This is a genomic window from Arthrobacter senegalensis, from assembly GCF_059091765.1.
In genome coordinates, this window is record NZ_JBNHGZ010000002.1 from 85,960 (window position 1) to 110,696 (window position 24,737).

General features: G+C 68.7%; 22 protein-coding genes. 7 read left to right on the plus strand and 15 right to left on the minus strand.

The window, feature by feature from the left end:
* The first annotated feature begins 106 nt into the window (after nucleotides 1-106).
* The 3 genes from AC5RVG_RS05820 (at nucleotide 107) to AC5RVG_RS05830 (ending at nucleotide 2,671) form a co-directional block, all read left to right on the plus strand.
* The gene (locus AC5RVG_RS05820; protein WP_494013079.1) at nucleotides 107-988 is read left to right on the plus strand and encodes a manganese catalase; all 882 of its coding nucleotides are present in this window, start codon (nucleotides 107-109) and stop codon (nucleotides 986-988) included.
* A gap of 61 nt (nucleotides 989-1,049) precedes the next feature.
* Nucleotides 1,050-1,793, plus strand: a complete 744-nt coding sequence (locus AC5RVG_RS05825) for an MBL fold metallo-hydrolase (protein ID WP_494013080.1) — start codon at nucleotides 1,050-1,052, stop codon at nucleotides 1,791-1,793.
* Nucleotides 1,793-2,671 carry an FRG domain-containing protein gene (locus tag AC5RVG_RS05830; protein ID WP_494013081.1) on the plus strand — a complete coding sequence of 293 codons (879 nt, stop codon included), beginning with the start codon at nucleotides 1,793-1,795 and terminating at the stop codon, nucleotides 2,669-2,671. Before AC5RVG_RS05825 ends, AC5RVG_RS05830 begins: the two co-directional genes overlap by 1 nt.
* On the opposite strand, the gene AC5RVG_RS05835 is transcribed toward AC5RVG_RS05830, so the two are convergent.
* Entirely contained in the window at nucleotides 2,668-3,189 is a 522-nt protein-coding gene (locus AC5RVG_RS05835; RefSeq protein WP_494002260.1) for an O-acetyl-ADP-ribose deacetylase, read from the minus strand. The genes AC5RVG_RS05830 and AC5RVG_RS05835 overlap by 4 nt on opposite strands.
* Nucleotides 3,190-3,235: 46 nt before the next feature.
* Between AC5RVG_RS05835 and AC5RVG_RS05840 the strand changes: the two genes are divergently transcribed.
* Together AC5RVG_RS05840 and AC5RVG_RS05845 are read left to right on the plus strand one after the other, a co-directional pair.
* Nucleotides 3,236-3,895: a DedA family protein gene (locus tag AC5RVG_RS05840; RefSeq protein WP_494013082.1), complete on the plus strand. Its 660-nt coding sequence runs from the start codon at nucleotides 3,236-3,238 to the stop codon at nucleotides 3,893-3,895.
* Between the two features lie 26 nt (nucleotides 3,896-3,921).
* On the plus strand, nucleotides 3,922-4,776 hold the full coding sequence (locus AC5RVG_RS05845; RefSeq protein WP_494013083.1) for a TspO-related membrane protein: 855 nt from the start codon (nucleotides 3,922-3,924) through the stop codon (nucleotides 4,774-4,776).
* Nucleotides 4,777-4,800: 24 nt separating this feature from the next.
* Here the strand turns inward: AC5RVG_RS05845 and AC5RVG_RS05850 are convergent, their stop codons facing one another.
* The 3 genes from AC5RVG_RS05850 to AC5RVG_RS05860 all read right to left on the minus strand — a co-directional run bounded on the left by AC5RVG_RS05850 (nucleotide 4,801) and on the right by AC5RVG_RS05860 (nucleotide 5,857).
* Complete coding sequence (locus tag AC5RVG_RS05850; RefSeq protein WP_494013084.1) at nucleotides 4,801-5,109, minus strand: hypothetical protein; 309 nt, start codon at nucleotides 5,107-5,109, stop codon at nucleotides 4,801-4,803.
* A 77-nt stretch (nucleotides 5,110-5,186) separates the two neighbouring features.
* Nucleotides 5,187-5,504: a DMT family transporter gene (locus AC5RVG_RS05855; RefSeq protein ID WP_494013085.1), complete on the minus strand. Its 318-nt coding sequence runs from the start codon at nucleotides 5,502-5,504 to the stop codon at nucleotides 5,187-5,189.
* Nucleotides 5,504-5,857, minus strand: a complete 354-nt coding sequence (locus tag AC5RVG_RS05860; protein ID WP_494002255.1) for a DMT family transporter — start codon at nucleotides 5,855-5,857, stop codon at nucleotides 5,504-5,506. The genes AC5RVG_RS05855 and AC5RVG_RS05860 overlap by 1 nt, the downstream gene beginning before the upstream one ends.
* A gap of 371 nt (nucleotides 5,858-6,228) precedes the next feature.
* On the opposite strand from AC5RVG_RS05860, the gene AC5RVG_RS05865 reads away from it, so the two are divergent.
* Together AC5RVG_RS05865 and AC5RVG_RS05870 are read left to right on the plus strand one after the other, a co-directional pair.
* On the plus strand, nucleotides 6,229-8,376 hold the full coding sequence (locus AC5RVG_RS05865; RefSeq protein ID WP_494013752.1) for an amylo-alpha-1,6-glucosidase: 2,148 nt from the start codon (nucleotides 6,229-6,231) through the stop codon (nucleotides 8,374-8,376).
* Between the two features lie 160 nt (nucleotides 8,377-8,536).
* Nucleotides 8,537-9,556, plus strand: a complete 1,020-nt coding sequence (locus AC5RVG_RS05870) for a glycosyltransferase family 4 protein (protein ID WP_494013086.1) — start codon at nucleotides 8,537-8,539, stop codon at nucleotides 9,554-9,556.
* Between the two features lie 37 nt (nucleotides 9,557-9,593).
* On the opposite strand, the gene AC5RVG_RS05875 is transcribed toward AC5RVG_RS05870, so the two are convergent.
* The 11 genes from AC5RVG_RS05875 to AC5RVG_RS05925 all read right to left on the minus strand — a co-directional run bounded on the left by AC5RVG_RS05875 (nucleotide 9,594) and on the right by AC5RVG_RS05925 (nucleotide 24,557).
* Nucleotides 9,594-11,138 carry an aldehyde dehydrogenase family protein gene (locus AC5RVG_RS05875; RefSeq protein ID WP_494013087.1) on the minus strand — a complete coding sequence of 515 codons (1,545 nt, stop codon included), beginning with the start codon at nucleotides 11,136-11,138 and terminating at the stop codon, nucleotides 9,594-9,596.
* Nucleotides 11,135-11,905, minus strand: a complete 771-nt coding sequence (locus AC5RVG_RS05880; RefSeq protein WP_494013088.1) for an HD domain-containing protein — start codon at nucleotides 11,903-11,905, stop codon at nucleotides 11,135-11,137. The genes AC5RVG_RS05875 and AC5RVG_RS05880 overlap by 4 nt, the downstream gene beginning before the upstream one ends.
* 39 nt (nucleotides 11,906-11,944) lie before the next feature.
* Complete coding sequence (locus AC5RVG_RS05885; protein WP_494013089.1) at nucleotides 11,945-13,258, minus strand: NAD(P)/FAD-dependent oxidoreductase; 1,314 nt, start codon at nucleotides 13,256-13,258, stop codon at nucleotides 11,945-11,947.
* A 2-nt stretch (nucleotides 13,259-13,260) separates the two neighbouring features.
* Nucleotides 13,261-13,581 carry a 2Fe-2S iron-sulfur cluster-binding protein gene (locus tag AC5RVG_RS05890; RefSeq protein ID WP_494002250.1) on the minus strand — a complete coding sequence of 107 codons (321 nt, stop codon included), beginning with the start codon at nucleotides 13,579-13,581 and terminating at the stop codon, nucleotides 13,261-13,263.
* 23 nt (nucleotides 13,582-13,604) lie between these two features.
* Nucleotides 13,605-14,408, minus strand: a complete 804-nt coding sequence (locus AC5RVG_RS05895; RefSeq protein WP_494013753.1) for an SDR family NAD(P)-dependent oxidoreductase — start codon at nucleotides 14,406-14,408, stop codon at nucleotides 13,605-13,607.
* 104 nt (nucleotides 14,409-14,512) lie between these two features.
* Nucleotides 14,513-16,381: a PEP-utilizing enzyme gene (locus AC5RVG_RS05900; RefSeq protein ID WP_494013090.1), complete on the minus strand. Its 1,869-nt coding sequence runs from the start codon at nucleotides 16,379-16,381 to the stop codon at nucleotides 14,513-14,515.
* Between the two features lie 148 nt (nucleotides 16,382-16,529).
* Complete coding sequence (locus tag AC5RVG_RS05905; protein WP_494013091.1) at nucleotides 16,530-17,705, minus strand: PEP/pyruvate-binding domain-containing protein; 1,176 nt, start codon at nucleotides 17,703-17,705, stop codon at nucleotides 16,530-16,532.
* Nucleotides 17,706-17,709: 4 nt separating this feature from the next.
* Nucleotides 17,710-18,984, minus strand: a complete 1,275-nt coding sequence (locus tag AC5RVG_RS05910) for a cytochrome P450 (RefSeq protein ID WP_494013092.1) — start codon at nucleotides 18,982-18,984, stop codon at nucleotides 17,710-17,712.
* 378 nt (nucleotides 18,985-19,362) lie between these two features.
* Nucleotides 19,363-20,157: an IclR family transcriptional regulator gene (locus tag AC5RVG_RS05915; protein WP_494002246.1), complete on the minus strand. Its 795-nt coding sequence runs from the start codon at nucleotides 20,155-20,157 to the stop codon at nucleotides 19,363-19,365.
* Between the two features lie 307 nt (nucleotides 20,158-20,464).
* On the minus strand, nucleotides 20,465-21,151 hold the full coding sequence (locus AC5RVG_RS05920; RefSeq protein WP_494013093.1) for an HD domain-containing protein: 687 nt from the start codon (nucleotides 21,149-21,151) through the stop codon (nucleotides 20,465-20,467).
* 442 nt (nucleotides 21,152-21,593) lie between these two features.
* On the minus strand, nucleotides 21,594-24,557 hold the full coding sequence (locus AC5RVG_RS05925) for a phosphoenolpyruvate carboxylase (RefSeq protein WP_494013094.1): 2,964 nt from the start codon (nucleotides 24,555-24,557) through the stop codon (nucleotides 21,594-21,596).
* Between the last annotated feature and the right edge of the window lie 180 nt (nucleotides 24,558-24,737).

A 24,737-nucleotide genomic window follows, 5' to 3' on the forward strand; every position in this document is an offset into this window, starting at 1 on the left:
AATTCAGCGTGCCTAGCGTGGAAAGCATCCGGCCCGCACGTGGCCAGCCCGGACAGATGAGTTGGCAGTAGCGACGGCGAGCCCATTTTCGCGGAGGTTGCCGCAGATGTTCTTCCATAAACAAGAGCTCCAATACAAAGCCGAACCAAACCAGCCGGACGCCGTCTACGCCCGGAAACTTCAGGAGGTCCTGGGCGGTCAGTACGGCGAGATCACGGTTGCCATGCAGTACAGCTTCCAGGCGTGGAACATCCACATCCCCGGCAAGTACAAGGACCTGCTCTTCGGCATTGCCGCGGAGGAGTTCGGCCACGTGGAGATGCTGGCCAAGATGATTTCGCAGCTGCTGGAGAAAGCCCCGCTCGGCATCACCGACGAAGCGGTCCAATCTGATCCGACGATCGCCGCCGTGGTGGGCGGAACCGATGTCCAGCAGGCCATCGTCGCAGGGGCGGGCGCCCGCCCGGTGGACAGCAACGGAAACCCCTGGTCGGGAAGCTACATCACCGCCAGCGGCAACTTGCTCGCAGACTTCACCTCCAACGCGAACGCCGAGATGCAGGGCCGGCTGCAGGTAGCCCGGCTCTACCACATGACGGACGACCACGGCGTGCGCGATATGCTCTCCTTCCTGCTCGCCCGGGACACCATGCACCAGAACCAGTGGATCGCCGCGGCACGGGAACTCCAGGAAGAGGGGTCCGAGACCCTGCCGGTGCCGAGCAACTTCCCGCTGTCCAAAGAGAACCGGGACGTGGCCTACCAGTACCAGAACTTCTCCGACGGGGCCGCCGCGGCACAAGGGTCCTGGGCGAGCGGGGCTTCCCCCGACGGCAAGGGCGAGTTCACCTACCACGACGGCCCCACCACTGCAGCCCCGATGCCCAAGCCGACCCACCCGGACGCACGCTTTTACGGGACCACGGAGCTTCCCAACCTGGTCGAGAAGACTGCCGGGGCGGTCCAGGACAAGCTGCGCAAGGAATAGCATGCCACGCATCCTCGCGGCCGGCAGCGCCGCGGGGATGCCCTGACTCCGAAAGGAAGATATGTTTCAACGCAACGTCGCCGAAAACATCCACCGCGTCGGCCATGCCGATGTGAACCTCTACATCGTCGAGGACGGCGACAGGATCATGCTGGTCGACGCCGGACTGCCGGCCATGTGGAAGATGACCGTGGCAGCCATCCGGGAGCTGGGCCGTTCGCCCCGCGACATCAGTGCCCTGGTATTGACGCACGCCCATTTCGATCATGTGGGGTTTGCCGCCCGGTTGCAGCACGACCTCGACGTCCCGGTGTACTGCCACCCCGGCGACTACTACATCGCCGCCCATCCGTACCGGTACAAGCACGAGAAAAACCGCCTCATGTATCCCGTCAAGTACCCCCGGTGCATACCCATCCTGAGCCGGATGACGGCAGCCGGCGCGCTCATGGTCAAGGGTGTCACGGACCTGCGGACGCTCGACGACGGTGCCGCCGCAACCCTGCCCGGCGCACCCACGGTGGTGCCCACTCCCGGACACACTGCCGGGCACTGCGCCTTGCACTTCCCCGGGCGCGGGGCCTTGATCACCGGCGACGCGCTGGTCACTCTCGACCCGTATACCGGTGCCCGCGGACCGCACATAGTAGCTGCCGCCGCCACCGCGGACACTCGGCAAGCACTCCAGTCGCTCCAGGCCTTGGCGCAGACGGAGTCGCGAATCGCCCTCCCGGGCCACGGGGAGCCGTTCGCCGGCGGCATCGCTTCGGCGGTGCAGCAGGCCATCGAGCGCGGACCGTCCTGATGGCTGAAAACGGCCACCCCGCGCGAGGCGTGGCCGAAAACTGCCCTGCCCCCGCGGGAGGCGGGCAGGAGTCCGTCGTCCACCCGGACGGCGACGACCTGTTTGGCCTGATCGCCACCCTGACCGAGAGCCGCTGGCAATCCTCGCAGGGGAAGTTCAGGCCGACGGTCGCCTACCGCGGCCACACCTCCGCCGCCCGGGATCTTTCCACCGGGCTGGTCCGGCTGCGCGGGCAGCAGGAGACAGATGTGGAACGGCACATCCTGCGCAACTTCCGCAAGTACGCCCACCGGGACACCTCACCCGGGGACTCGGACTGGAATTGGCTGAGCGTCGCCCAGCACCATGGCCTGCCGACCCGGCTGCTGGACTGGTCGCACTCGCCCTACGTGGCGCTGCACTTCGCCACCCGGGACACGAGCAGGTACGACGAGGACGGTGCCGTCTGGTGCGTCGACTATGCGGCCGCCCACCGCACGCTGCCCGAGGAACTGCGCGCCGCGGTCGAGTCACTGGGCGGCGGCCTGTTCACCACCGGCGTTCTCTCCCGTGCCGCCTTCACCCTGGACGAGTTCGACCGTTTCACCGACGCGGACGGGCGGAGCGTGCCCTTGTTCTTCGAACCGCCGTCGCTGGACGAGCGGATCGTGAACCAGGCGGCGATCTTTTCCACCATGTCGGACTCATCGGCGGGCCTGGACGAGTGGCTGGGGCGCCATCCCGGGATCTACCGCAAGATCATCATCCCGGCGACACTCAAGTGGCGCATCCGGGACCACCTTGACCAGGCCAATGTCACCGAACGGGTGCTCTTCCCGGGCCTGGACGGTCTCTCGCTGTGGCTGCGCCGCTACTACGGCCTCCGGGATAAGGGCTAACCGCCCAGTTCCGCGTGGACGCGGCGGAAGGTCTCCGCCAGCCCCGCCGAAAACAGGACAAATTCGACCACCCGGATCCCGCCGCCGTCGTACTTGAGAACCTCGCCGATGCCGCGGCGGGCGACCGTCTCCGCATCCCAGCCGTAGACGCCGGCACCGATCGCCGGGAACGCCAGCGTCTCGGCCCGCAACCCGTCGGCCACGCGGAGGGATTCCCGAAAGCAACTGGCCAGCAGCTCCGGGTCGGTCTGGCCGGCACGGCGGTTTGGCCCCACGGTATGGATCACCCACTTGGCCGGCAGGAAGTAGCCCTCGGTGGCCGCCGCGTGGCCCGGCGGCAGCCCGTCCGGCAGTTCGGTGGCGCGCAGCAGGCGGCAGGCTTCCAGCAGTTGCGGTCCCGCGGCGGCGTGGATGGCCCCGTCCACGCCCCCGCCGCCGAGCAGGCTGGAATTGGCGGCATTCACTATGGCGTCCACCTGACGCTGGGTGATGTCGCCTTCAAGGATGCGGATTTCCATCTTTTCCAGTCTGCCACCGGGCCTGTATTCCCGATAGATTGGGCCAATGGAGATTCCCGAGGGGCCGCTGCAGTGGGTGTATTACCCCATGACGCTGCTGCTGGTTATTCTCGACGCCGCGATGCCGGCATCTCCGTCGGAAGTGATGGTGATCGGCGGCGGCACCCTGCTGGCCAACGGTGAACTGATCCTGCCGCTGGTTATCCTGGCCGCGGTGCTGGGCAGTTGGCTCGGCGATCTCCTGCTTTTCCTGCTGTTTCAGCGCGGCGTCAACGCTTGGCTTAACCGTTACAGCTGGGGCCGGATGATCGACCGAGGGGTGACGCTGGCCCTGAGCAAAGCGGGTGAATCCTCCACCTACGCCGCGGTGGTGGCGGCCCGTTTCATCCCGGGCGGCCGGACGGCCTCGGTTGCGGCCTCCGGGCTGGCGGATGTGCCGTTCAAGCCGTTCCTGCTCGCCTCCGCCGCCGGATCGGTGCTGTGGGCCGCGTGGATGATCGGGCTGGGCTACGTCGCGGGCACGGTGTCCACCTTCCCGTTTTGGGTCAACATCCTGATCGGGACGGTGGTGGGCGTCCTGGTGGCTTCGGTGATCACGGCCGTGATCGGCTTCCGCCGGCGGGCCTACCTGCGTGCCAATGGCGCTGCCGACGCCGTCATCCCGCGTCCCGCCGCATCCCCTTCCGCCGACCTGGGAGCAGAGTGAAAACTGCGCCTTCCATGGAACCCTTGATGGCTACGGCGCTGCCCCCGGTCCGCCGGCTTCGATCCCTGCTGGCCGCCGACCTGGCACGCCAGTGCGCGGTGACCGTCGCTTTGGTCGCGTGCCTGCTGGCAGGAGCCAGCAGCGTGGGCCTGCTCGGCGGCACTCCGATCCATGATGCGGGCGGTGGGCCTCCCTCCCCCGACCGGACCCTGCTGTCGCTGGACGCCCGGGCAGCCGAGATCTGGTCGCTGATTTACCTGGGCCTCTTCGGCTACACGATCTTCCAGTGGTGGCCGGCCGTGCGCGAGTCGGCACGGCAGCGCTCCACCGGATGGCCGGTCGCGGCAGCGATGCTGCTGACCGCGGGCACCGTCGTGGCAGCGCGGGCCGGACAGGCGGGGCTGACGCTGGCCCTTACCCTGTTGGTGCTGGCATCCCTGGGCCGGGCGGTCTACGGACTGACCCGCCACCCCGGCCGGGAACCGGTGGAAGCCCTCTTGGCGGATGCTCCGATCGGTCTCTTCACCGGGTGGATGCTGCTCGCAGCGGCGGTCCATGCCGCGGATTGGCTGACCGGTCGCGGCGCCGACTTGTTCGGCTGGGGCGCCGCGGCCTGGGCCGTGCTGGCGGTGGCGGCCGTGTCCTTTGCCGCGGCCGTGGCAGCCATGACCGGCCGCGGCCGGATGGCGGTGGTGCTGGCAGTCTGCTGGGGTTTGGGCTGGCTGCTCTACGACCGTTTCCTGGGCGATTCCCCGTCCCCGCCGGTGGCGATGGCGGCCGGCTTCGGCCTGTTCTTCGTGCTCGTGTGCGGCATGTCCCGCCGATTCCAGGTGGGGCATGCCGAGCGCCTCGCGATCCGCCGGGGCGAACCGTTGGACTAACCCCGAGGGCGGCGCATCTCCCCCTTAGCGGACCGGAGCCCACTTGCCGCGCGAGCGGCGCAGCACGGCCAGACCGGCCGTACCGGCGACTTCTTCAACCGCATGACGCATGTTGGCGCCGGCCTGCAACGCCTGGCGATTCTCCACGGCATAAGCGTTGGCGTCAACGGTGAAGCGGACGGTGATCCGCGGGACGCCGGCCACCACGTCCAACTGGTGTGCTTCCACCACGTGGGCGGAACCCACAGCTGCCGTTGCGGCGTCCATCACCGCTTCCGGAGGGTTGCCGGGCCGCAGTCCGGTGATCTCCAACTGGGCGCGGAAGGATGGCATCCCTCAACTTTAGCTGCGTCCGGGCCACCCGCCCACGCGGTCAACCGGGCGCGTTCGCAGCCCTGTGGCGGAGGGCGTCACGGCGTGCCCAGTTCGATCAGCAGCACGCCGGCCGCGATGCAGACGATTCCGGCCGCCATCAGCTTGGTCAGCGGTTCGTCGAAGAGGAACTTTCCGGCCAGCGCCGTCAAGGCCACGCCGCAGGCAGTCCAGATGCCGTAGGCAATCCCGATTCCCAGCCCCTGACGCAGGGCGAAGGACAGGCAGGTAAAGGCTACGAGGTAGCCCGACACGACGGCCACCAGCCAGGCTTTGTGCCCGTCGATGCTGGCCCGCAGCGAGAGCGTGGCGGCTACCTCCAGGACGATCGCGACAGCGAGGAAGACCCAGGCCATTAGGTACGCGCCCGCTCTGCCCGGCGCGACGAAGCCCGGTGCCCGCCCCATTGCACGAGCACCACCCCGGCGACGGCGAGCGCCATGCCGGCAACCATCAAGGCCGTTAACGGTTCCTGGTACAACACTGCCGCTAGGACGGCCGTGAGGGCGACGCCGAGCGCACCCCATATCCCGTAGGCGACCCCGACGGGCACTCCCGCACGCAGGACGGCGGCGAGGAGCGCAAACGACGTGACGTAGCCGGCGACCACCACCGCGTACATTCCCGGCGAATCCAAGGCAGCCTTCAACGACAGGGACGCCGCCACCTCGCAAACAATCGCTCCCGCGAGGAGCAACCAATTCTTCATCTACCAACCTCCCCCACCAGCACAACAGGTTACGGGGTTCATTGCACGCCCGGAGCACGGATCGCCGGGTGCGGTATGACGGCGGGGCGCGCACCGTGCCCGGGCAAAAGGCAGGACGAACCGGAATTATGGCGCCGCCATCTTGACGTACTAATCCGCCAGAACATCAAATAAAGAGAAACCGCTGAGGCAAGCCGCCGAAGCAGCCTCCCTCAACGGCCGGTTTCAGCATCAGGGTTCCGCTGCGCAGTTCAAGAGAGTCAACTGTGGAAAAGCAATCGATCGCCCCTGCATCCGCTCAACAAGAAGGCGCCGCGCCGGGGCAGGCGCAGTCCGACGGCGGCTGGAATGCCGATACCGCGGCCGGGCCGATGAGCGCCGGCGGAGCGGTGACGGTGGTGGAAGGTTCGTCCTTCTGCATCTCCTCGGCGGGAGGCGACATGTTTCCCGGCCTGACGCAGGGCGCCTTCTACCAGGACACCCGGATCTTGTCCGGCTGGTGCCTGACCGTCAACGGGCTTCCCCTCGAACCCCTGTTGTCCCGCGTGTTGGAGCCGTACCGTGCGCTCTTCGTCGGGCGGGCCCGCCGAGCGGACGGCCTGGCCGACTCCCAGTTGGTGGTCGAACGCGAACGCCTCGTCGGGGCCGGCCTGCGCGAGGACCTGGTGGTGACCAATCACTCGGCCCTGCCGGCGGAGTGCGTCCTGGAGTTGCGGGTGGAAGCCGACTTTGCGGACCTCTTTGACGTGAAAGGCGGGCGGGCGGCGCCTGCGGTCCAGCTGGTCCGGCAGGCCCACGGTGATGAACTCCAGCTCGAAGTAGTACGCCGCGGCCGCCGGCGCGGCATCCTCGTGCACGGGCGCGGCGCAGCGGTGAACGAGGACGTCCTTCACTTCGAGGCAGTCATTCCGGCGCGCGGGAAGTGGACCACGAGCGTCATCGTCACTCCGCTGGTGGAACAGGACCGGCCCGCCGAGCCGTTCGTCGCCACCGGCTCCGTCGCCGACTTGGAAGCGGCACGCCGCCACCGGGCCTGGGGGGAATCAACGCCGCAGCTGGACATTGCCAACACCGACATTGAAGCGGTGCTGCGGCGAAGCCACGAGGACCTCGGTGCGCTGCGGATCTTCGACCCCGCCCATCCGGGACGCGCCGTGGTTGCCGCCGGTGCCCCCTGGTTCATGGCGCTCTTTGGCCGGGACTCGCTCCTGTCCGCCTACATGGCGTTGCCCGTGGACCCCTCGCTGGCACGCGGGACGCTGCAGACGCTCGCCGCCCGGCAGGGCAGCAAACTCAATCCCGATACAGAGGAGGAGCCCGGCCGGATTCTCCACGAGGTGCGCCTGGGAGTGGCGGCCGGAGTAGTTTTGGGCGACCACGCGGCGTACTACGGGACGGCGGACGCGACTCCCCTCTTCGTCGTCCTGATGTCGGAGTTGAACCGCTGGGGCATGGAGCGGGACGTCCTGCAGTCGCTGCTGCCGCACGCGGACCGGGCGCTGGACTGGATCCGAAACTTCGGGGACCGGGACGGTGACGGCTTTGTGGAGTACAACCGGGCCGTTCCCCACGGCCTGCTCAACCAGGGCTGGAAAGATTCCTGGGACGGCATTAACTTCGCCGACGGGCGGCTGGCAGAGCCGCCGATCGCCCTGTGCGAGGTTCAGGGGTATGTCTACAGCGCCTACATCGGCCGCGGCCTGCTGGCCGCCGCGGCCGGTGATCAGGACCTTGCCGCCGAGTGGGGGCGCCGCGCGGCAAGACTGAAGGAGGAGTTCAACGAGCGCTTCTGGCTTCCCGACCTGGGGTACTACGCCGTGGCCCTGGACGGAAAAAAGCGGCCGGTGGACGCCTGCACTTCCAACATGGGGCATTGTCTGTGGTCGGGCATCGTCGATGACGACAAGGCACCGCAAGTGGCCGCCCGGCTCATGTCCCCCGAGATGTTCACGGGCTGGGGGATCCGGACGCTGGCATCGGACATGGGCGCCTACAACCCGGTCAGCTACCACAACGGCTCCGTGTGGCCCCATGACAGCACCTTGGTCGCCAGCGGGTTGATGCGCTACGGGTTTGTCGAGGAGGCCCGGAGGGTGGCGGGCGGGCTCTTTGATGCCGCCGTTCACTTCGACGGACGGTTGCCCGAACTGTTCTGCGGTTTCGACCGGAGCGAATACGACGTGCCCGTGCCCTACCCCACGTCCTGCTCGCCGCAGGCCTGGGCCGCCGCCTCGCCGGTCCATCTGATGCGCATGCTCCTGCGCCTGGATCCTTATCTCCCGGCGGATGAGCTGTGGCTCGCTCCTGAGATTCCGGCAGACTTCGGCTCGTTCCGCGCGGACAACCTGCTGCTCGGGAAATCCCGGGTGTCCCTGGCCGCCACCGGGAAAACTTTTACGGTGGAGGGCCTGGCTCCCGAGGTGAGGGTGCGTCACGGCGCGCGGTCGCCGCTGGCGGAGCTGCTGGTGCTCAGCGGCCGGGAAACGGAAGGGTCTGAAAGCTCCGCCGGGGACAGATGAGCCGCCTCGATGCCCTGCTTGGCCGACCCTTGCGGCCCACGCCGCCCGCCGCCGGTGACCGGCCGCCGCTCCGCCGGACCACAGGCGTCGAACCTGCGCGCCTCGCCAACCCCGGCTGCGCTGTCGTACGCTGGAGCCCCTCCGGGAGAAAAGGCCGACGATGCGTATCGGGCTGATCGCCCCACCGTGGTTTCCGGTTCCGCCGGGCGGCTACGGCGGTATCGAAGAGGTCGTTGACAACCTCGCCCGCGGCTTCGTGGACGCAGGACACGACGTGGTGCTGGCCGCCGCCGCCGACAGCACATGCCCCGTTCCCCTGGTGCCGGGCACGGAGCCGTCCGATCCGGAGGCCATCGGGACCAACTGGTCGGAGCTCCACCACATCATCCGCGCCTACGAGGGGCTCCACGGCGTCGACCTGATCCACGACCACACCCTGACGGGGCCGTTCTACCGGGACCGGCCGGGTTCGGTGCCGGGGGTCATGACTATCCACACCGGGCTGACCGCGCAGCTGACCGGTATCTACCGCGCCGCGGAACGACACGTCGCCCTCGTCGCCATCTCTCACCAGCAGGTGGCCGGTACCGGCCTCGACGTCTCCGCCGTCATTCACCACGGGATCGATACCGCCGCCATCCCGGTGGGCGCGGGGCGGGGCGGGTACGCCTGTTTCCTGGGGCGGATGTGTCCGGACAAGGGAGTGGCCGAGGCCATCGGGATTTCCCGCATGGCGGGGATGCCGTTGAAGATCGCCGCCAAGATGCGCGAGCCCGAGGAACTGCGGTACTTCCACGACGTCATCGAACCCATGCTCGGGCCGGATGAGGAGTTCCTCGGCGAAGTCGCCGGCGGCGACAAATACCGGTTGCTGGGCGAGGCGGTCGCCCTGTTGAACCCGCTCCAGTGGGCCGAGCCTTTCGGCCTCGTCATGATCGAGGCCTTGGCCGCCGGGACCCCCGTGGTCGCCACGCCGCGGGGAGCCGCCCGGGAAATCGTCGAGCCCGGCGCCACCGGGCATCTGGCCGAGGACCATCGGGAACTGGCCAGGTTCCTGCCCCAGGCCGCCGCGCTGGACCGCCGCGCCTGCCGGGCGGCCGCCGAGGATCGCTTCAGCGCGGCACGCATGACGGCTGACCACCTGAACCTCTACGCCCGGCTGCTGGCCGGACAAACCTAACGACGGCGGGACAGGCCAGACGACGGCCGGACAGGCCCTAGCGACGGTGGATGGACTTGTAGCTGACGTAGGCGTTGAGTCCTTCAATCCCGTACTCGGTGCCGAGGCCCGAGTCGTGCCTGCCGCCGAACGGAGCGGAGTGGTTGGAAGCGAAGAAATTGATGCCCACCGAGCCGGTGTCCATGCGATCGGCCACGGCGAGCGCCGCGTCCTGGTCCTGGCCAAACACGAGTCCGCCCAGCCCGAACCCGGTGTTGTTCGCCAGCGCAACGGCTTCGTCCAGGTCCGTGTACTTCAACACGGCCATGGCCGGCCCGAAGACCTCCTCGCGCGCGATGCGCATATCCGGTGTCACGTCGGCGAACACCGTGGGCTCCACGAAGTAACCGCCCTCGAGCCCGCCGCCGAGCCGCGCCGCCCGCCCGCCGGTGGTGGCCCGGGCCCCCTCGGCCCTGGCCGCCTCCAGATGGTCGAGCACTGTCCGGTACTGCGACTCGGTGGCCGACGGGCCGAAGTCCGTGGCCGGGTCCAGCGGGTCGCCCTGGACGCCGGCGGCGATAGTCGCCGTCACCATGTCCACCACCTCGTCATAGCGCGCGGCCGGGGCGAGGATGCGGCTGGAGATGTAGCAGGTCTGGCCCGTGTTGCGCATGCTGGAGCGGATCAGCACCTTCGACATCTCGTCCAGGTCGGCGTCCTCGAGCACCACCGCGCTGGACTTGCCGCCGAGTTCCAGCGTGACGGGGCGCAGCAGCTCGCCGCAGGCGGCGGCGATTTTGCGTCCCACCGGGGTGGAACCGGTGAAGGCGACCTTGTCCACGCCGGGATGCTTGACCAGGGTGTCGCCGAGCCTGCCCGACCCGGTGACCAGATTGACCACGCCGGCCGGCACTCCGGCGGCGGCCACGGCGTCGACGATGAGGCGGAAGGACAGCGGCGTGGGCGAGGCCGGTTTCATCACCACGGTGCAGCCGGCCAGCAGCGCCGGCGCCAGCTTGATCACCATGAGGTTGATCGGGAAGTTCCACGGCGCGATCAGCCCGCACACCCCCACCGGATCCCGGCGCACCACGGATTCGCCGCCGCCGTGCGGGAACGGGCGCACGTCCTCGTGTTCGAGATAGCCGGCCAGGGTGGCGAAGTATCGGAAGATTCCTGCGGCATTGCCGGCGGCTCGGGACGACTCGGAGACCGGCGAACCGTTTTCGCGGGTGTTGGTCAGCGAGAGCTCCTCGGACCGCTTCTCCACTTCGTCCGCAATCCGCAGCAAATACGCCGCGCGTTCGGACGGCGCCAGCGTCGGCCACGGGCCGGAGTCGAAGGCCCGCCGCGCCGCCGCCACGGCGGCGTCCACGTCTTCGGGGGTACCGTCCGGCACCGACCCCCAGACCTCGCCGGTGGCCGGGTCGGTCACCGGATTGCGCCCGGTGCCGCGGGCGGGAACCCAGGCGCCGTCGATGAAGACGTCGTCGACGTGGGTGTAGGGCAGGTGCAACGCTGCGCGCGCGGCGAGGGCGGGCGGGGCGGACGACGCCGGCGCTCCCCCAGGTGCAGGGCTGGCGGTGCCGGGGGTGGTGGTCATCGGATGACTCCTGTCTTCAGCAGGGCCCTGGAACGTTCCAGGTCGGCCGTTCCCATGGCAAGGGCGGCCTCGGTGATCAGTTCCGGAATGATTTCGGCGCCGAGCCGGTCGGTGTAGACGGCCGGCGTCATGCCGAACCAGGAGGCGGCCACCGCGATGCCGGCGTGGTCGAACCGCCACAGCCGGTCGGCGTCCCGGACCAGGGCGTCCTCCAGCGAGTACGGCACATGGCGGGTGTCATGGCCGTCGATGATCTCGCAGACGCGGTCGACGAACTCCTCCGAATACCCGAGGCCGGGCAGCACCGTGCGTGCCACCTTGCAGCCCTCGGCCTCGTGCTCGAAGCGGATGGCCGCCTTGCGCCAGTCGCCGGTGAACCCCTCGGAGAGGATCCGTTCCTCGTCCACGTGCGCCCAACCGGTGTCGTGCAGCAGGACGGCTACCCGGACCAGTTCCGCGTCGGCTTGCGGGTACGCCCGGCACAGCCGCTCGGCGAAGGCCAGCGAAATCGGCAGGTGGATGTCGTTGGCGCGGGTGCGTGTCTCCGGCACCACGGCCTGCCAGATCGGGTCCAGGTCGGCGGCGGCCGCCGGGGTGGTGGCGATGGGCGTGGTGTCGATGTCGCCCGTGGCCGGCAGCGGCCGCACGGGGTGGGCGGCCGCGAAGGCGGCGGCGCGCGGATCCTCGGCGGGGTCTGGCTGGCCGCCGGCGGCCCATGCCGGGGTTTGGCCCTTGGCCTCCGGGGTCTGTGTCTCGGGGGTGCTCATGGGGTGGGTCTCCTTGTCGTGCAGCCGCACGGCGGGCAGTCAGTCGTCCGTCGCAATGGTCTTGAGGACGACGGCGGGGTCGGCTGCCGCGTCCGCGGGAATGTTCTGGCCCTTGGCCAGGGCGTTCTTGACCGCCATGAAGTCCAGCGGGGCGTTCACGCAGTCGGCGGCAATGATCCGGCCGTCGCGGTAGTAGAGGACGGAGAACTTGCCGCGCTCGTCGTCGCGGCGGACAACGGTCCGGTCGTAGCCCAGCGTCAGGCCGGCGATCTGCAGCTTCAGGTCCGCCTGGTTCGACCAGAACCACGGGATCCCGGCGTAGTCCTCCCGCCGGCCCATCAGCGAATAGGCGGCGACCTTGGCGTGTTCGATCGCGTTGTTCACACTTTCCAGCCGGATCCGCTCGCCCTCCGGGGAGCCGGGCAGCGGATTGGGCATGTTGGCCACGTCGCCCACCGCCACCGTGGTTCCGTCGGAGGCCAGCGCGTGCCGGTCCACCACGATGCCGTTGTCCACCTCCAGGCCCAACTGCTCGGCCAGCTCGGTGTTGGGCACGACGCCGATGCCCACCAACACCAGCTGGGCGGCAACGGCGGTGCCGTCGTCGAGTCCGACGCCGCCCACCCTGCCCCCGCCGTCCGCCGGCACCAGTTCCCGGATGCGGGAGTTCAACCGGATGTCGAGGCCGCGTTCACGGTGCGCGGTCAGGAAGTAGTCGCTCGTTTCTTCACCCACGGCCCGGCCGATCAGCCGCGGCCCGTACTCAAGCACGGTAACGTTCTTGCCCATCTTGTGCAGGCTGGATGCAGCCTCCAGTCCGATGAAGCCGCCGCCGATCACCACCGCGTCCCGCACGCCCTCCAATTGGGCCTTCAGCGCCAGGGCGTCGTCGGCGTTGCGCAGGTAGACCACGCCGTCCAGATCCGCACCGGGCACCTGGAGCTTGCGGGCCCGGGCGCCCACGGTCAGGGCCAGTCGGCGGAACGGGAACTGCGCCCCGGAGACCGCGTGCGCCACCCCGGAGCCGTCCGCTTCCTTCTCGATCCGCTCAATCCGCTCGCCCTTGACCAGGGCCACGTTGTGGTCCGCCCAGTACTGGTTCGACCGGAAGATCAGCGATTCGCTCTCCACCGTGCCCTGCAGGAACTCCTTGGACAGGGCCGGGCGCTGGTAGGGCCGGTGGTTCTCCTCGCCCAGCAGCGTGATGTGCTCGGTGAAGCCGAGCGCCCGCAGCGAAACGGCCAGCTGGACTCCCGACTGGCTCGCGCCGATGATCAGCAGCCCGGTTTGCACGGCACCCTCCGCCGCCCGGGCAGGGGCCGCCGTCGTCGTTGTGGTGGTGGTGGTGTCCATGATCAGATCTGCGTTTCCGGGGTGGTGACGTATACGTCCTGGCCCTCGGCGAGCTTGAGCTGGCAGGACAGGCGGGAATTCTCCTGGCGGTCCACCGCCGTTCCGTAGAGCATTTCGTCTTCCATGTCTTCCATCTCCGGAAGCTGGTCCATGGTGTCCTCGCGGACGAAGACGTGGCAGGTGGCGCAGGACAGCGAGCCGCCGCATTCGGCGACGATGCCCGGCACGCCGTTGCGCACCGCGGTTTCCATGACCGAGTCGCCGGGGTTGCCTTCGACGTCGCGGACGGCGCCTTCAGCGTCGGTGAAATGTACCGTAGGCATGGTTCTCCTTGGGTTGCAGTGGTTCAGATGAACTGGCGGCCGCCGTCGACCACCATGGTTTGTCCGGTGATGTAGGAACTGTCCGGGCCGGCCAGGAAGAGCGCCGCGCCCACGATGTCCTCGGGCTGGCTGGCGCGTTTGAGCGCGCCGCGGTCCACGCCGTAGTTCTCGGCGTTCTCCATCAGCCCGTAGCTGGCCTCGGTGAGCGTGAAGCCCGGCGCGATCGCGTTGACGGTGATGTTGCGCCGGCCCAGTTCCTTGGCCAGCACCCGGGTCATCGACACCACGCCGCCCTTCGAGGCGACGTAGTGCAGCCACTGCTCCGAGCCGGAGTAGATGGTGGCGGAGGAAAGGTTGATGACGCGGGCGCCGTCGGGCAGGTAGGGGCTGGCGGCGCGGGTCACCAGCCAGGGGCCTTTGAGGTTCACGTTCATGACCAGGTCCCATTCGGCCGGGTCGATCTCCTCGAACGGGGTGCGGGTCACCGTGGCGTAGATGGCGGCGTTGTTAAGGACGACGTCGATGCTCCCCTGCCCGAAGTCGGCGCACCTTTTGGCAAGGGCCTCGGTCGAGGCGACGTCGGTGACGTCGGCTTCGAAGGCCTCGGCCTCCGCGCCGGTTTCGCGGACCAGTGCGGCAGTCTTTTCGGCGCCGGCCAGGTTGGTGTCGGCCGCTGCCACCCGGTAGCCGCGGGCCGCGAAGCCCAGGGCGAAGGCGCGGCCCAGCCCGCCGGCGGCTCCGGTGATCAGCACGGTCCGGGTGCCGGCCCCCTGGTCGGGGTCCGGGAAGCCGTGGCCGGCCGTGGCGTCGGGGGGAGGCTGTGTCATCGTCACGCTTTCATGTTCGGTGTGCCGGGCCGGGACCCGCTGGGGGCGGGCTTTCCCCGGCCCGGCACTGGGTGTGCCTGAGTGGCTGCGGCGCTGCCGGAAACTCAGGTGTGGCTGTGTGCTCCAGGCCCGGCGACGGCCGGTTCGGCGGCTTCCTCGGTGTCCAGGATCTGCACGGTGCCCTTGGTCCCGTCCACGCGCAGCCGCTGGCCGGTCTTGATGGTGGTGGAGGCCGAGCCGGTGCCGGTCACCGCCGGCAGTCCGTACTCGCGGCAGACAATCGCGGCGTGGCTCATCATGCCGCCGATGTCCGTGACGGTGGCCTTGATCTTGCCGAAGATCGGCCCCCAGCTCGGCGCGGTCACGGTGGCCACCAGGATCTCGTCCTGCTGGACATCGGAGAGCTGGTCGGAGTCGTGGATTACCCGCGCGTACCCCTCGACCACGCCCGGAGACGCGGCCATGCCGCGCAGTCCGCCGCCTTCCACTTCTTCGCCCTCGCCCAGCCACTGCTGGACCTGTTCGGTGGTGATGCCCCAGAGCATCCGGGTGAAGGGTTCGGTGATCGAGGCCGGCGGGGTGTTCAGCGCCGGTGCCGGCCGGGCGGTCTTCAGCGCGTCCACGATCTTGCGGCGGCGCTCGATTTCCTCCGGCCAGTAGGTGGGGCCGATCGGTTCGGCGCCCACGCCCCAGCCGGTGACCAGGTCGAAGAGCGCGTCGCGGACCTCGTTGCGGTTCAGGTAGAGCAGGTCGTCCGGTTCGGTCCAGAAGCCCTCGGCGTGCAGCATCCGGGACAGCTCGCGGATCTTGCGCCAGAAGACGCCCATGGTCCAGTGCTCGATGTAGAAGTTGTGGTTTTCCACGTACGGGTAGGCGGTGGCGGCCAGCTGGCGCTTGGCGTCGAACGCGGCCAGGGTCTCGCCGTCGAGCAGTTCGCGGTATTCCTCCACGATCCGTTCCTTCTCCGCCACCAGTTCCTCGACCGGGCGCATGATGTGCTGGCCTTCGTCCAGCCGGCGGATGTAGTCGGCGATGTAGCCCAGCGGGATTTCCTGGTGTTCGTTCCAGTACTTGTCGTGCCCGTAGAAGCCGTTGCCCACGGTGAAGTTGAACCACGGGTCCTTGGCTTCCTCGTAGCGGGCGATCCAGCGGTCGCCGCCCTCGGAGGCGCGGATCGCGGCCAAGGTGGCATCGACGTCGTCCGTGTTGCCGAAGGCGGACTGCAGGCCCAGCTCCACGGCCAGCTTGGCGAGGTGCTTGAGCTCGTCGTCCGGGCGGAAGAGTTCCATGTCCACGCCCTGCACCATGGTGGCGATCGACTGGTCGGGGATGTTCGGGAAGACTTCCTTGCAGAAGTTGAAGAAGTCCAGGTAGGCGATGTAGCCCAGGTTCAGGAACTCGAAGTGGTACTGCCAGTTCTGGTAGGCCAGCTGGATCAGCCGGTCGTAGTTCTCCAGCAGCACCTCGGAGCCGTCCTTGGCCTTGCCTGTGGTGATGTCTTCCATCGGCACCATGTCCGGCAGCTTCTTGAACGAGATGGTTTCCATTTCGTCGATGGTGCCGCGGACCTTCACGTGCCACTGCTTGAGCAGTTCCTCCCAGTTCTGGAAGTAGTGGCCCACGCGCTGCTCGAAATGCGGGACCCGGGCGGCGATCTGGTCCTCCGGCACCGGGATCGGCGACATGTACAGGTAGCCCAGGTGCACCCGGAACTCGATGCCGTTGGCGTTGGGGATCATGAGGTGCCGGGCGTTGTACTGGCCCAGGCACTTGACCGCGAACTCGCCGCCGATGGTCTCGAACGGCTTGTAGACGGTGGGCCAGTGCTGGCTGTCGCAGAACCAGAACTTGGCGTCTTCCTGTTCCTTGAGCTTGTCCTGGAACACCAGGTAATACGGGTAAATCTTCTCCCAGCCCTCGGCGCCGGCGGGCACCGGCAGTTCGGAGGGCTTCGGGAAGGACTTCATAGACATGGCGGTCCTTTCGGTGACGGCTCTGCATTGAGCCTTCGGTGGGCGGTTCGGTGGAACGGTGGAACCTTGTTGCCTTGCTTCCTTGCGGTGGGGCTGTTGGAGCCTTGCTGCCTTGCGGTGGAACAGGCGGAACAGTTCAGGGCAATGGTCAGGCGGAGGGCTTCAGCAGTGAGGCGGTGATGCTGCCCAGGCTGAAGCTTCCGGTGGCGGTGCCTTCGTTCCCGGCTCCTGCGTTCCCGGCCCCGGCGGGCGCCGCCGTCGCGGGCGCAGCACCCAGGGCCGCGGCGTACCCGCCGCCCCCCGATACCGCGGACGACGCCGCGACCGGCTTCTTGGAGGAGTGCACGGTCTCCGGCCGGGACTGCAGCAGCAGCAGGTTTTCGCCGTCGGGCAGGTCCCTGTCCAGCGACCACTCGATGTCCTGCGGGCACTTGTAGTGTTTCTCCGCCCGCTTGGCCATCCGCGCCACCGCAAGCAGTTCGTCGTCGGTCAGGCAGCGCCGGGCCCGCCGTTCGGCGTCGACCTCCCGCTCCACCAGGGTGCGTGCGGCGGCGTCGGGGATCAGTTCGGCGTGCTTGTCGCCCAGGTGTTCGGCGACCGGGGCCAGCGTGACCTTGTCCAGCACGATGTTGTCCGGCGTGACCTGCCCCGAAACCACCATTTCGCCGACGCCGTAGGACGCGTCGATGGTGATCTTGGAGCGGTCGCCGTTGGCCGGGTCCAGGGTCATGGCGACGCCGGAGACCCTGGCGTTGACCATCTTCTGCACGACGACGGCCATGGACAGCCCCTGGTCCGGGATGTTGTTTTTCAGCCGGTAGATGATGGCGCGCGAGGTGTAGAGCGATGCCCAGCAGCTGCGGATGTGTTCGCCGACGGCGGCGAAGCCTTCCAGCCAGAGGTAGGTGTCCTGCTGTCCGGCGAAGGAGGCATCCGGCAGGTCTTCGGCGGTGGCGGAGGACCGCACCGCCACCGGGACCGGGGCGTCAAAGCGCGACATCAGGGCCTCATAGGCCTCAATGGTCTGGGCGCGCATGTCGGCCGGAACCGGGCGGGAGCAGATGTCTGCCCGGATGGAGGCGGATACCGCGTCCACCTGCGCGATGTTTTCCGGGTCGAGGCCGGCCAGCAGTTGGTTGATGTGCTCGGTGATTCCGGCTTCCTGCATGAACCGGTCAAACTGGGCGGTGGTGACGACGAATCCCGGGGGCACCGGCATGCCCGCAGAGGTCATGGTGACCAGCGAGGCGCCCTTGCCGCCGAGGTGTTCGAGCCGGGGCTCGATGCCGCCGTCGAAAAACTGGATGAATTCGTTGCTGCGCATGGGCTCAGGCCTCCCAGCTTACGGGGACGGTTTCGGGGACTCGGAAGGAGATGTTCTCGCGGAACTCGATGCTCCCGGGGTTCTCCAGCTTCAGGTTCGGTGCCAGACGCGCCACCTCTTCGAGGGCGATCTTGGCCTGCAGCTTGGCGAGCATGTTGCCCAGGCAGTAGTGGATGCCGAAGCCGAAGGACAGGTGCTCGCGGGCGTTGCCGCGGGAGATGTCGAACTCCTCGCCGTCCTCGAAGCGGGCGGCGTCGCGGTTGGCGGAACCCATCAGCAGCAGCAATTCGCCGCCCTCCGGGATCTTGACCCCGCCGACTTCGGTGTCCTTGAGCGCCTTCCGGCGCCAGCCGACGATGGATCCGGAGAAGCGCAGCACCTCGTCGATGGCTGCCGGGATCTTCTTGGGCTCCGCCACCAGTTGCTGCCACTGGTCCGGGCGCGCCAGCAACACGCGCAGGGAGTTGGCGATCAGGGTGGTGGTGGTCTCGTGTCCCGCAAACAGCAGGGAGTAGAGGATCGAGGCGATCTCGTGGTCGCTGATCTCCGCCCCGTCCTGCTGGGCCTTGACCAGGTCACCGGTCAGGTTGTCGCCGCCTTCCTCGTGGGCGACACGGACCAGGCGCAGGCATTCCTGCCAGTACTCCACCAGGTTGTGGGCGTGCGGGATCTGCTCCTCGTCGCTGAGGTCGCCCCAGGTCATCGCCGCGCGGGAATCGGACCAGCGCTTGAACGTGTCCACCTGGGAGACGTCGGCGCCGATCAGCGTCAGGATCGTGACCGTCGGGACGGTGTAGGCCAGGTCCTTCACGAGTTCGCCGCGGCGATCCGGGTTGGCGAGCATGGCTTCCAGTTGGTCCACGACGTTCTGCCGGATGGACGGCTCCAGCGCCTTGTAGCGGCGTGGGGTGAAAGCCTTCTGGGCGACGGCGCGGATCCGGGTGTGCTCCGGCGGGCGGCGGGCGGAAAGACCCGAGTAGGCGGTGAAGCCGCCCTCTTCCATGATCTTGGTGGCCTGCGGGCCGCGCCGGCGCACCGGTGCCTGGGCGTTCTCGCTGGAGAAGGTCTCCCAGTCCTCGAAAACGGCCTTGATGTCGTCATAGCGGGAAACCACGTAGTAGCCGACGCGCTCGTCGAACATGACGGGCTGTTCGTTCCGCAGCTCGGCGTAAGCCGGGAACGGGTCCTTCATCTGGAACGGCTCGTAGCCGTGGTGTCCTGCGGGGGCCTCGGCACCGTGGCCGAACGGGCAAGCTGCCGTTTCGGTCGAAGATGACATCTGGAACTCCTTGGGGTCTGCTCCCGCCGTCGCCGTTGTCGGTCAGCGGGCTGATTAGACTCCAGTGTTGCCCACGTCACTCGCGGGGCCTAAGGAGCTCTTCCACTGAGTGGAAACGAATAGTGCTTAGCATCTCGTGGCGAGCGGCGGCGTACGGCCCTTGGGCGCGATGTGGCTGCCAGCAATAAGCCCGGGTGGGCTGTTGGGCCGGGCGCCCAGGCCTTGCGCGCCTCATGGCTGCCCGGCAACGACTCATCAGGCATACGCCGTAGCGCGGTGCGGCGGTCCGGGAATTACCAGGATGTGCGCCGGGCGCTCACGCCTTCCGGGCGATGTGGCTGCCCAGCAAAGACTCCAGCGTGATGCGCCGCCCCACGGTCACGCCTTCCTGGCGATGTGGCTTCCCAGCAAGGACTCCAGTGGGATGTGCGCGGTGGCGCGTTCGATCTGCGCCGACACACCGCGCAGTGCCGGAAGGTGCCGCGTCATCGTGGCGGCCTGCGACGTCAGCAACACCAACCCCAGCCCGGCGCCGATCCGGCCGGTGTGGAAAACGGGCACGGCGATGGAGCAGGAGCCGAGCCGGACTTCCTCCAGCGTGGTGGCGTAGCCCTGGTCGCGAATCTGGACCAGTTCCTCCGCCAGCCGCCCGGGAACGATGTGCGTGTGCGCGGTGGGACGTTCCAGCTGCCGGTTCAGGTAGGCGGTGCGCACCCACTCCTCCTCGTACGCGAGGATGACTTTCCCGACGGCGGTGGCGTGCATCGGCAGCCGGCCACCGACCCGCGAAGCGCGGGGCACGCGCTTGGTGCCGTAGATACGCTCGATGTACAGCACTTCGTGGCCTTCCCGGACCGCCAACTGTGACGTCTCGCCGGTGAGGGAGAACAGGTCCTGCACGAACGGACGCGCGGCATCGCGCAGTTGCCGGCCGGCATTCTGCGCCAGCTCCCAGAGGCGAATGCCCAGTTGGTAACGGCCGTTGGCGCCGCGGGAGAGGAAGCCCCATTCCGTCAACTCCGCGACGAGCCGGTGCGTGGTGCTCAACGGCAGGCCGGAACCCTCGGAAATCTGGGTCAGGCTCAGCGCGCTGCGGGATTGCTCGAAGGCTTCAAGGATAGCCAGCACGCGGGACGTGACCGTGCGTCCCGGGTCTCGGCTACCGCCGGCCATAGCTGCCTCCCATATTCCGCTGAGTTCGGCACCGCCTTCGTTCAGACGAAGCCCGGCACCGCCCTGTCGCCCCGCAAAGTGGGGCACCGTCGTCGTCCGGGCATAGCCGGGCAACCGCCGTCGCCCAAGCAAAGCCCGGCACCGCCGTCGTTCAGACGAAGCCGGGCGCCGTCTTCCAGGCAAAGCCCGGCACCGCCGTCGTTCAAACGAAGCCGGGCGCCGTCTTCCGGGCAAGCCGGACAGCGCCGTCGTCAGTGCGGCTGACCTTTACAGCCGGTGCCCTCGCGGCACCCGCCCGAAACCGAGTCTAGCCGTCGGCCAGCAGCGCCCGGCGCTGCGGCCACAACGTTACCGATTCCAGCGCAGACAGCGCGCGCGCCATGGCCTTGGCCTCCTCGGTGAAGAGATGGCCCAGGACGCGCTGGCTGCAGAGCCGAAGCGCCTGGCCGCGGTCCAGCCCGAACCACTCCATCACGGTGTCGACGCCGTGCGGGCTGAGCCGCCACGTTTTGTCTGCATCCTTGACGATCGCGTCCTCGATCGAGAGGGCCTCCTTGCGCGAGTCGTGCCCGTCGATGATCTCCAGAATGCGCGGAATGAGCGCCGGGTCATGGTCAACCTCTTCGAGGATTCCGGCCGCCAGTCGGGCGCCTTCCTTCTCGTGCAGCAAGACGAGGTCGGGCCGGCCGCCTCCGGGGGCGATCGCGGCGAGGACCTGGTCCGGGGGCACCTGTGACCAGCCGATGTCGTGCAGCATGATGGCCGGAAGGACGACGCCGGCGTCGGCCTCCGGGTGGGCGGCCAGCAGGGCCTGGGCCAGGCCATAGGCGTAGAGCGTGTGGGCGTCGTTATCGCGGACGGCAAGCAACGGAGCCGCTTGCTGCCAGATCAGGTCCAAGTGCGCATCAAGGTGCACCACGCCGTCCGGCTGGGCCTCGATGGCGGCGGTGACGTCATGGCCGAACAGGTTGGCGGCAGGCAGCAGCTTCGTCATGCCCACAGCATGACGAGCAATCGCGGCGCGGGCAACCGGGTGGTTCCGCTGGACGGAAGGTGGGCGGGCGGCGGGATGGGGCGCGCCGGCGGCCTAAGCGGGGTGGACAGCTCGCTTGCCGGGCGGCTTGCGGGCGGAAGGCTAAGGCCGGGCCACTTGCGCGTTGCTTGGACGGGTCGCAGACGGGCGGGTTTGCGCCGCAACTTCCCACGTTTAGCCGCATGCTTAAGCATCCTGCCTAGTCAGACGTGGGTGGGTCGGCCAAGACATGGGAAGTTATGGCTAAACATGGGCAGATGTGCGCTGCCAGGCCGCCGAGGATAGGCATCCTGCGCACTCTGACACCGCGAGGCCGCGCGCGGCTGCCAGCGAGGCCGCCAGCCCGGCCCGACGCGCCGCGTAGGCCGCGCGCACGAGCCTCGCCCGACGCCGCAAGCCCGCGCTAGCCGGTATTCCGCAATCCCGCGGCGATGCCATTCACGGTGATCAGCATGGCCCGCTGCAGTGCCTCGTCCGGCTCCGACGTCCGGATGCGGCGCAGCAATTCCACCTGCATGTACGAAATTGGGTCCAGGTACTGGTCGCGGATGTGCAGCGAGCGCTGGAGCACCGGCTGGTTATCGAGCAGTTCGTTCTCGCCGGTCAGCTTCCGGATCTCGGCCACGGTCAGCTCGAACTCGGCACGGATGTCGTCGAACAGGTGCCGCAACGGCTCAGGCACCAGTGTCGAGACGTAATGCGCCGCGATCTCCAGGTCGGTCTTGGCCAGCGTCATCTCCACGTTCGAGATGAAGGACTGGAAGTAGTGCCAGTTGCTGATCATCTCGCGCAGCTGCGGCTGCAATCCGGCGGCCCGGGCGGCCCGCAATCCGCTGCCGACGCCGTACCAGCCGGGAACGATCTGCCGCGACTGGGTCCAGCCGAACACCCAGGTGATGGCCCGCAGCTTGCCCAGCCCCTGGCCGGCGGCCGGGCCCGCCTCGGGGTGGTCGGCCGGACGCGAACCGAACTTCACCTCGCTCAGCTGCTCCACCGGCGTCGACGTCCGGAAATACTCCGGCAGGTCCGGGTGCTCCACCAGCAGCCGGTAGCGCTCATAGGCCGCGCCGGAAATCGCTTCCATGGCCGCGTGGTAGCGGCCGCGTTCGGCTTCCGAGGTCCGCGGCTCCTGGTGCAGCGCGGACGCCTGCAGCACCGCCGCAAGCGCCAGCTCCAGGTTTTCCCGGGCCAGCTCCGGCAGGGTGTACTTGTCGGAAATGACTTCGCCCTGCTCGGTGAACTTGATCTCGCCGGCGAGCGCGCCGTTCGGTTGGGCAAGGATCGCGTCGTAGGTGGGCCCGCCGCCGCGGCCGACCGACCCGCCGCGGCCATGGAAGAAGCGCAGCCGCACCCCGTGCCGGGCGGCCACGTCGCGCAGCACCAGCTGAGCCTTGTGGATTTCCCACTGGCTGGTGGCCACACCGGCTTCCATGTTGGAGTCCGAGTAGCCGAACATGACCTCCTGCAGGTCGCCGCGCAGCCGCACGATCCGGCGGTACTGCGGATCCGAAAGCAGGTCGTCCAAAATCTTCCCGCCGCTGCGCAGCGCCTCCACGCTTTCCAGCAGCGGCGCGAAGCCGATCAGCGCCTTGGGCTCCGAGCCGTCCAGCGCCAGCAGTCCCGCCTCGCGCGCCAACACCGCGGCGGCGAGCACGTCGTCGGCGCCGCGTGCCCGGGACACGATGTACGTCTCCACGGCGTCCGGACCATACTGGCGCAGGGCCTCGGCGATCGCTCCGAACACCTCCAGGGTGCGTGCGCGCTTCTTTTTCAACGACGACGGCGGTGCCAGCGGTCCGGGCTCGAGCAGCAGCGCGGAAAGCAGCTGCTGCCTCGGTCCGCGGGCCAGCTCGAGGTAGCCGGACGGCGCAGCAGCGTCGGCCGCGGCCTCGGTGCCGCCCACCGCTGTCGCCACACCCGCCCGAGCAGCCGCGCCACCCCCAGCTGTCGCCACAGCCCCCGGCGCAGCCGTCCCGCCCGAACCCGCCACTCGGCCCGCCGCAGCACCCGAGGCCGCGGTCACGCCGGCCGGGGTCCGCGCGGCATCGCGGGCGGCCAGCAGCGCCGCGACCGCCTTGTGGTGCTTCCCCGCGTTGTCCCGGAAGTCCAGGGTGGCCAGGTGCAGCCCGATGGTCGAGACCGCCCGGCGCACGGCGGCCAGCGAACCATCCGCCACCAGCGACGCGGTGTGGGCGCGCAGGGATCGCTCGATCGGCGCCAAGTCGGCCAGCACCTCCGCCGTCGAGCTGTAGTCCCGCCCGGACTCGTGTGGGAGCCGGCGCTGGATCCGGGCGCTGGTGTTGAGCAGCTTCGCCTTGATGCAGGTCAGTTTCAGCCGGTAGGGCTCGTTTGCGTTCAGCTCGCGCACCCTGGCGTCCAGGCCCGGCAGGTTCTCCAGGTCCCTTGCCACGGAGTCCAGCAGTTCGTCGCTGGCGGCCACGATCGTCGTCGAGTTGGACAGGACGGCGATCAGGCTGTCCACAAAGCCGATGTTGATCCGCACCGCGTGCTGGTTCTGCAGCTGGAAGACCTCATGCGTCACGTCCACGGTGACCAGCGGGTTGCCGTCACGGTCGCCGCCGATCCAGGAGCCGAAACGCAGCGGCGCCCGGTCGGCGGGCAGCGTCACGCCATGTTCGGACAGCAGTTCGGCCAGGTCCCCCATCAGCTCCGGCATGGTGTTGTTGAGGATGTTGCCCAGGTAGTAAACGGCGTTGCGCGCCTCATCCACGGGGCTCGGCCGCACGTGCCGCAGCTCGTCCGTCTGCCACATCTGGTCGATGATCTCGGCCAGCCGCCGGTCCTGCCGCCGCCGCGCCGTGCTGCCCTCCGCCGTCGTGGTGGACAGCAAGTCGGAGATGGCGCGCAGCTTGTCCAACACGGTGCGCCGCGATGCCTCGGTGGGATGCGCGGTGAAGACGGGCCGGACGTCGAGCTGGTTGACCGCGCGTTGCAGCGCCTCGGGTCCCGCTTCCTCGGCAATCTGCGCGACGGTGCGCAGCAACTGCCCGTCTTCCTCCGGCCGGGCACGCAATTGGCGCACCCGGTGCACCTGTTCGGCGGCGTTGGCCAGGTGGAAGTAGAAGGCAAAAGCCCGCACCAGGTCGGTGGCCTCGTCGACGTCCAGCCCCGCGAGCAGTTCGCGGACCTGATCGATCACCTCGCGGGCGGTCCACGGCCCCGTGGCCTCGCCCTCGCCCCGGGCCGCTTCCTTGGACTCCTTGGTCAGCAGCCGCACCTGCTCCACCAGGTGGAGCAGCTCCGGCCCGTGCTGGCGGGCCAGCGATGCCCCTAGCAGCGTGCTCACCCGGCGAACGTCGGCGCGCAGGCTCGCGTCGAGGTCCCGGTCGCGGGCGGCGTGCTGCATGGGTGCGTCCTTTCGCGTCCTGCGGGCGGCTGCGGCGGGCGTGCCGTTCCCGGGGACTCCAAGCTTCGGCACGGTCCACCTCAAGCGTACGACGGCGACGCCTCGCCTTTCGCCGACGGGTTTCGGAGGCGCCGGCTGCCTGCGTCATTCGGATCGCGCCGGTTACTCCCCCGCCCATCC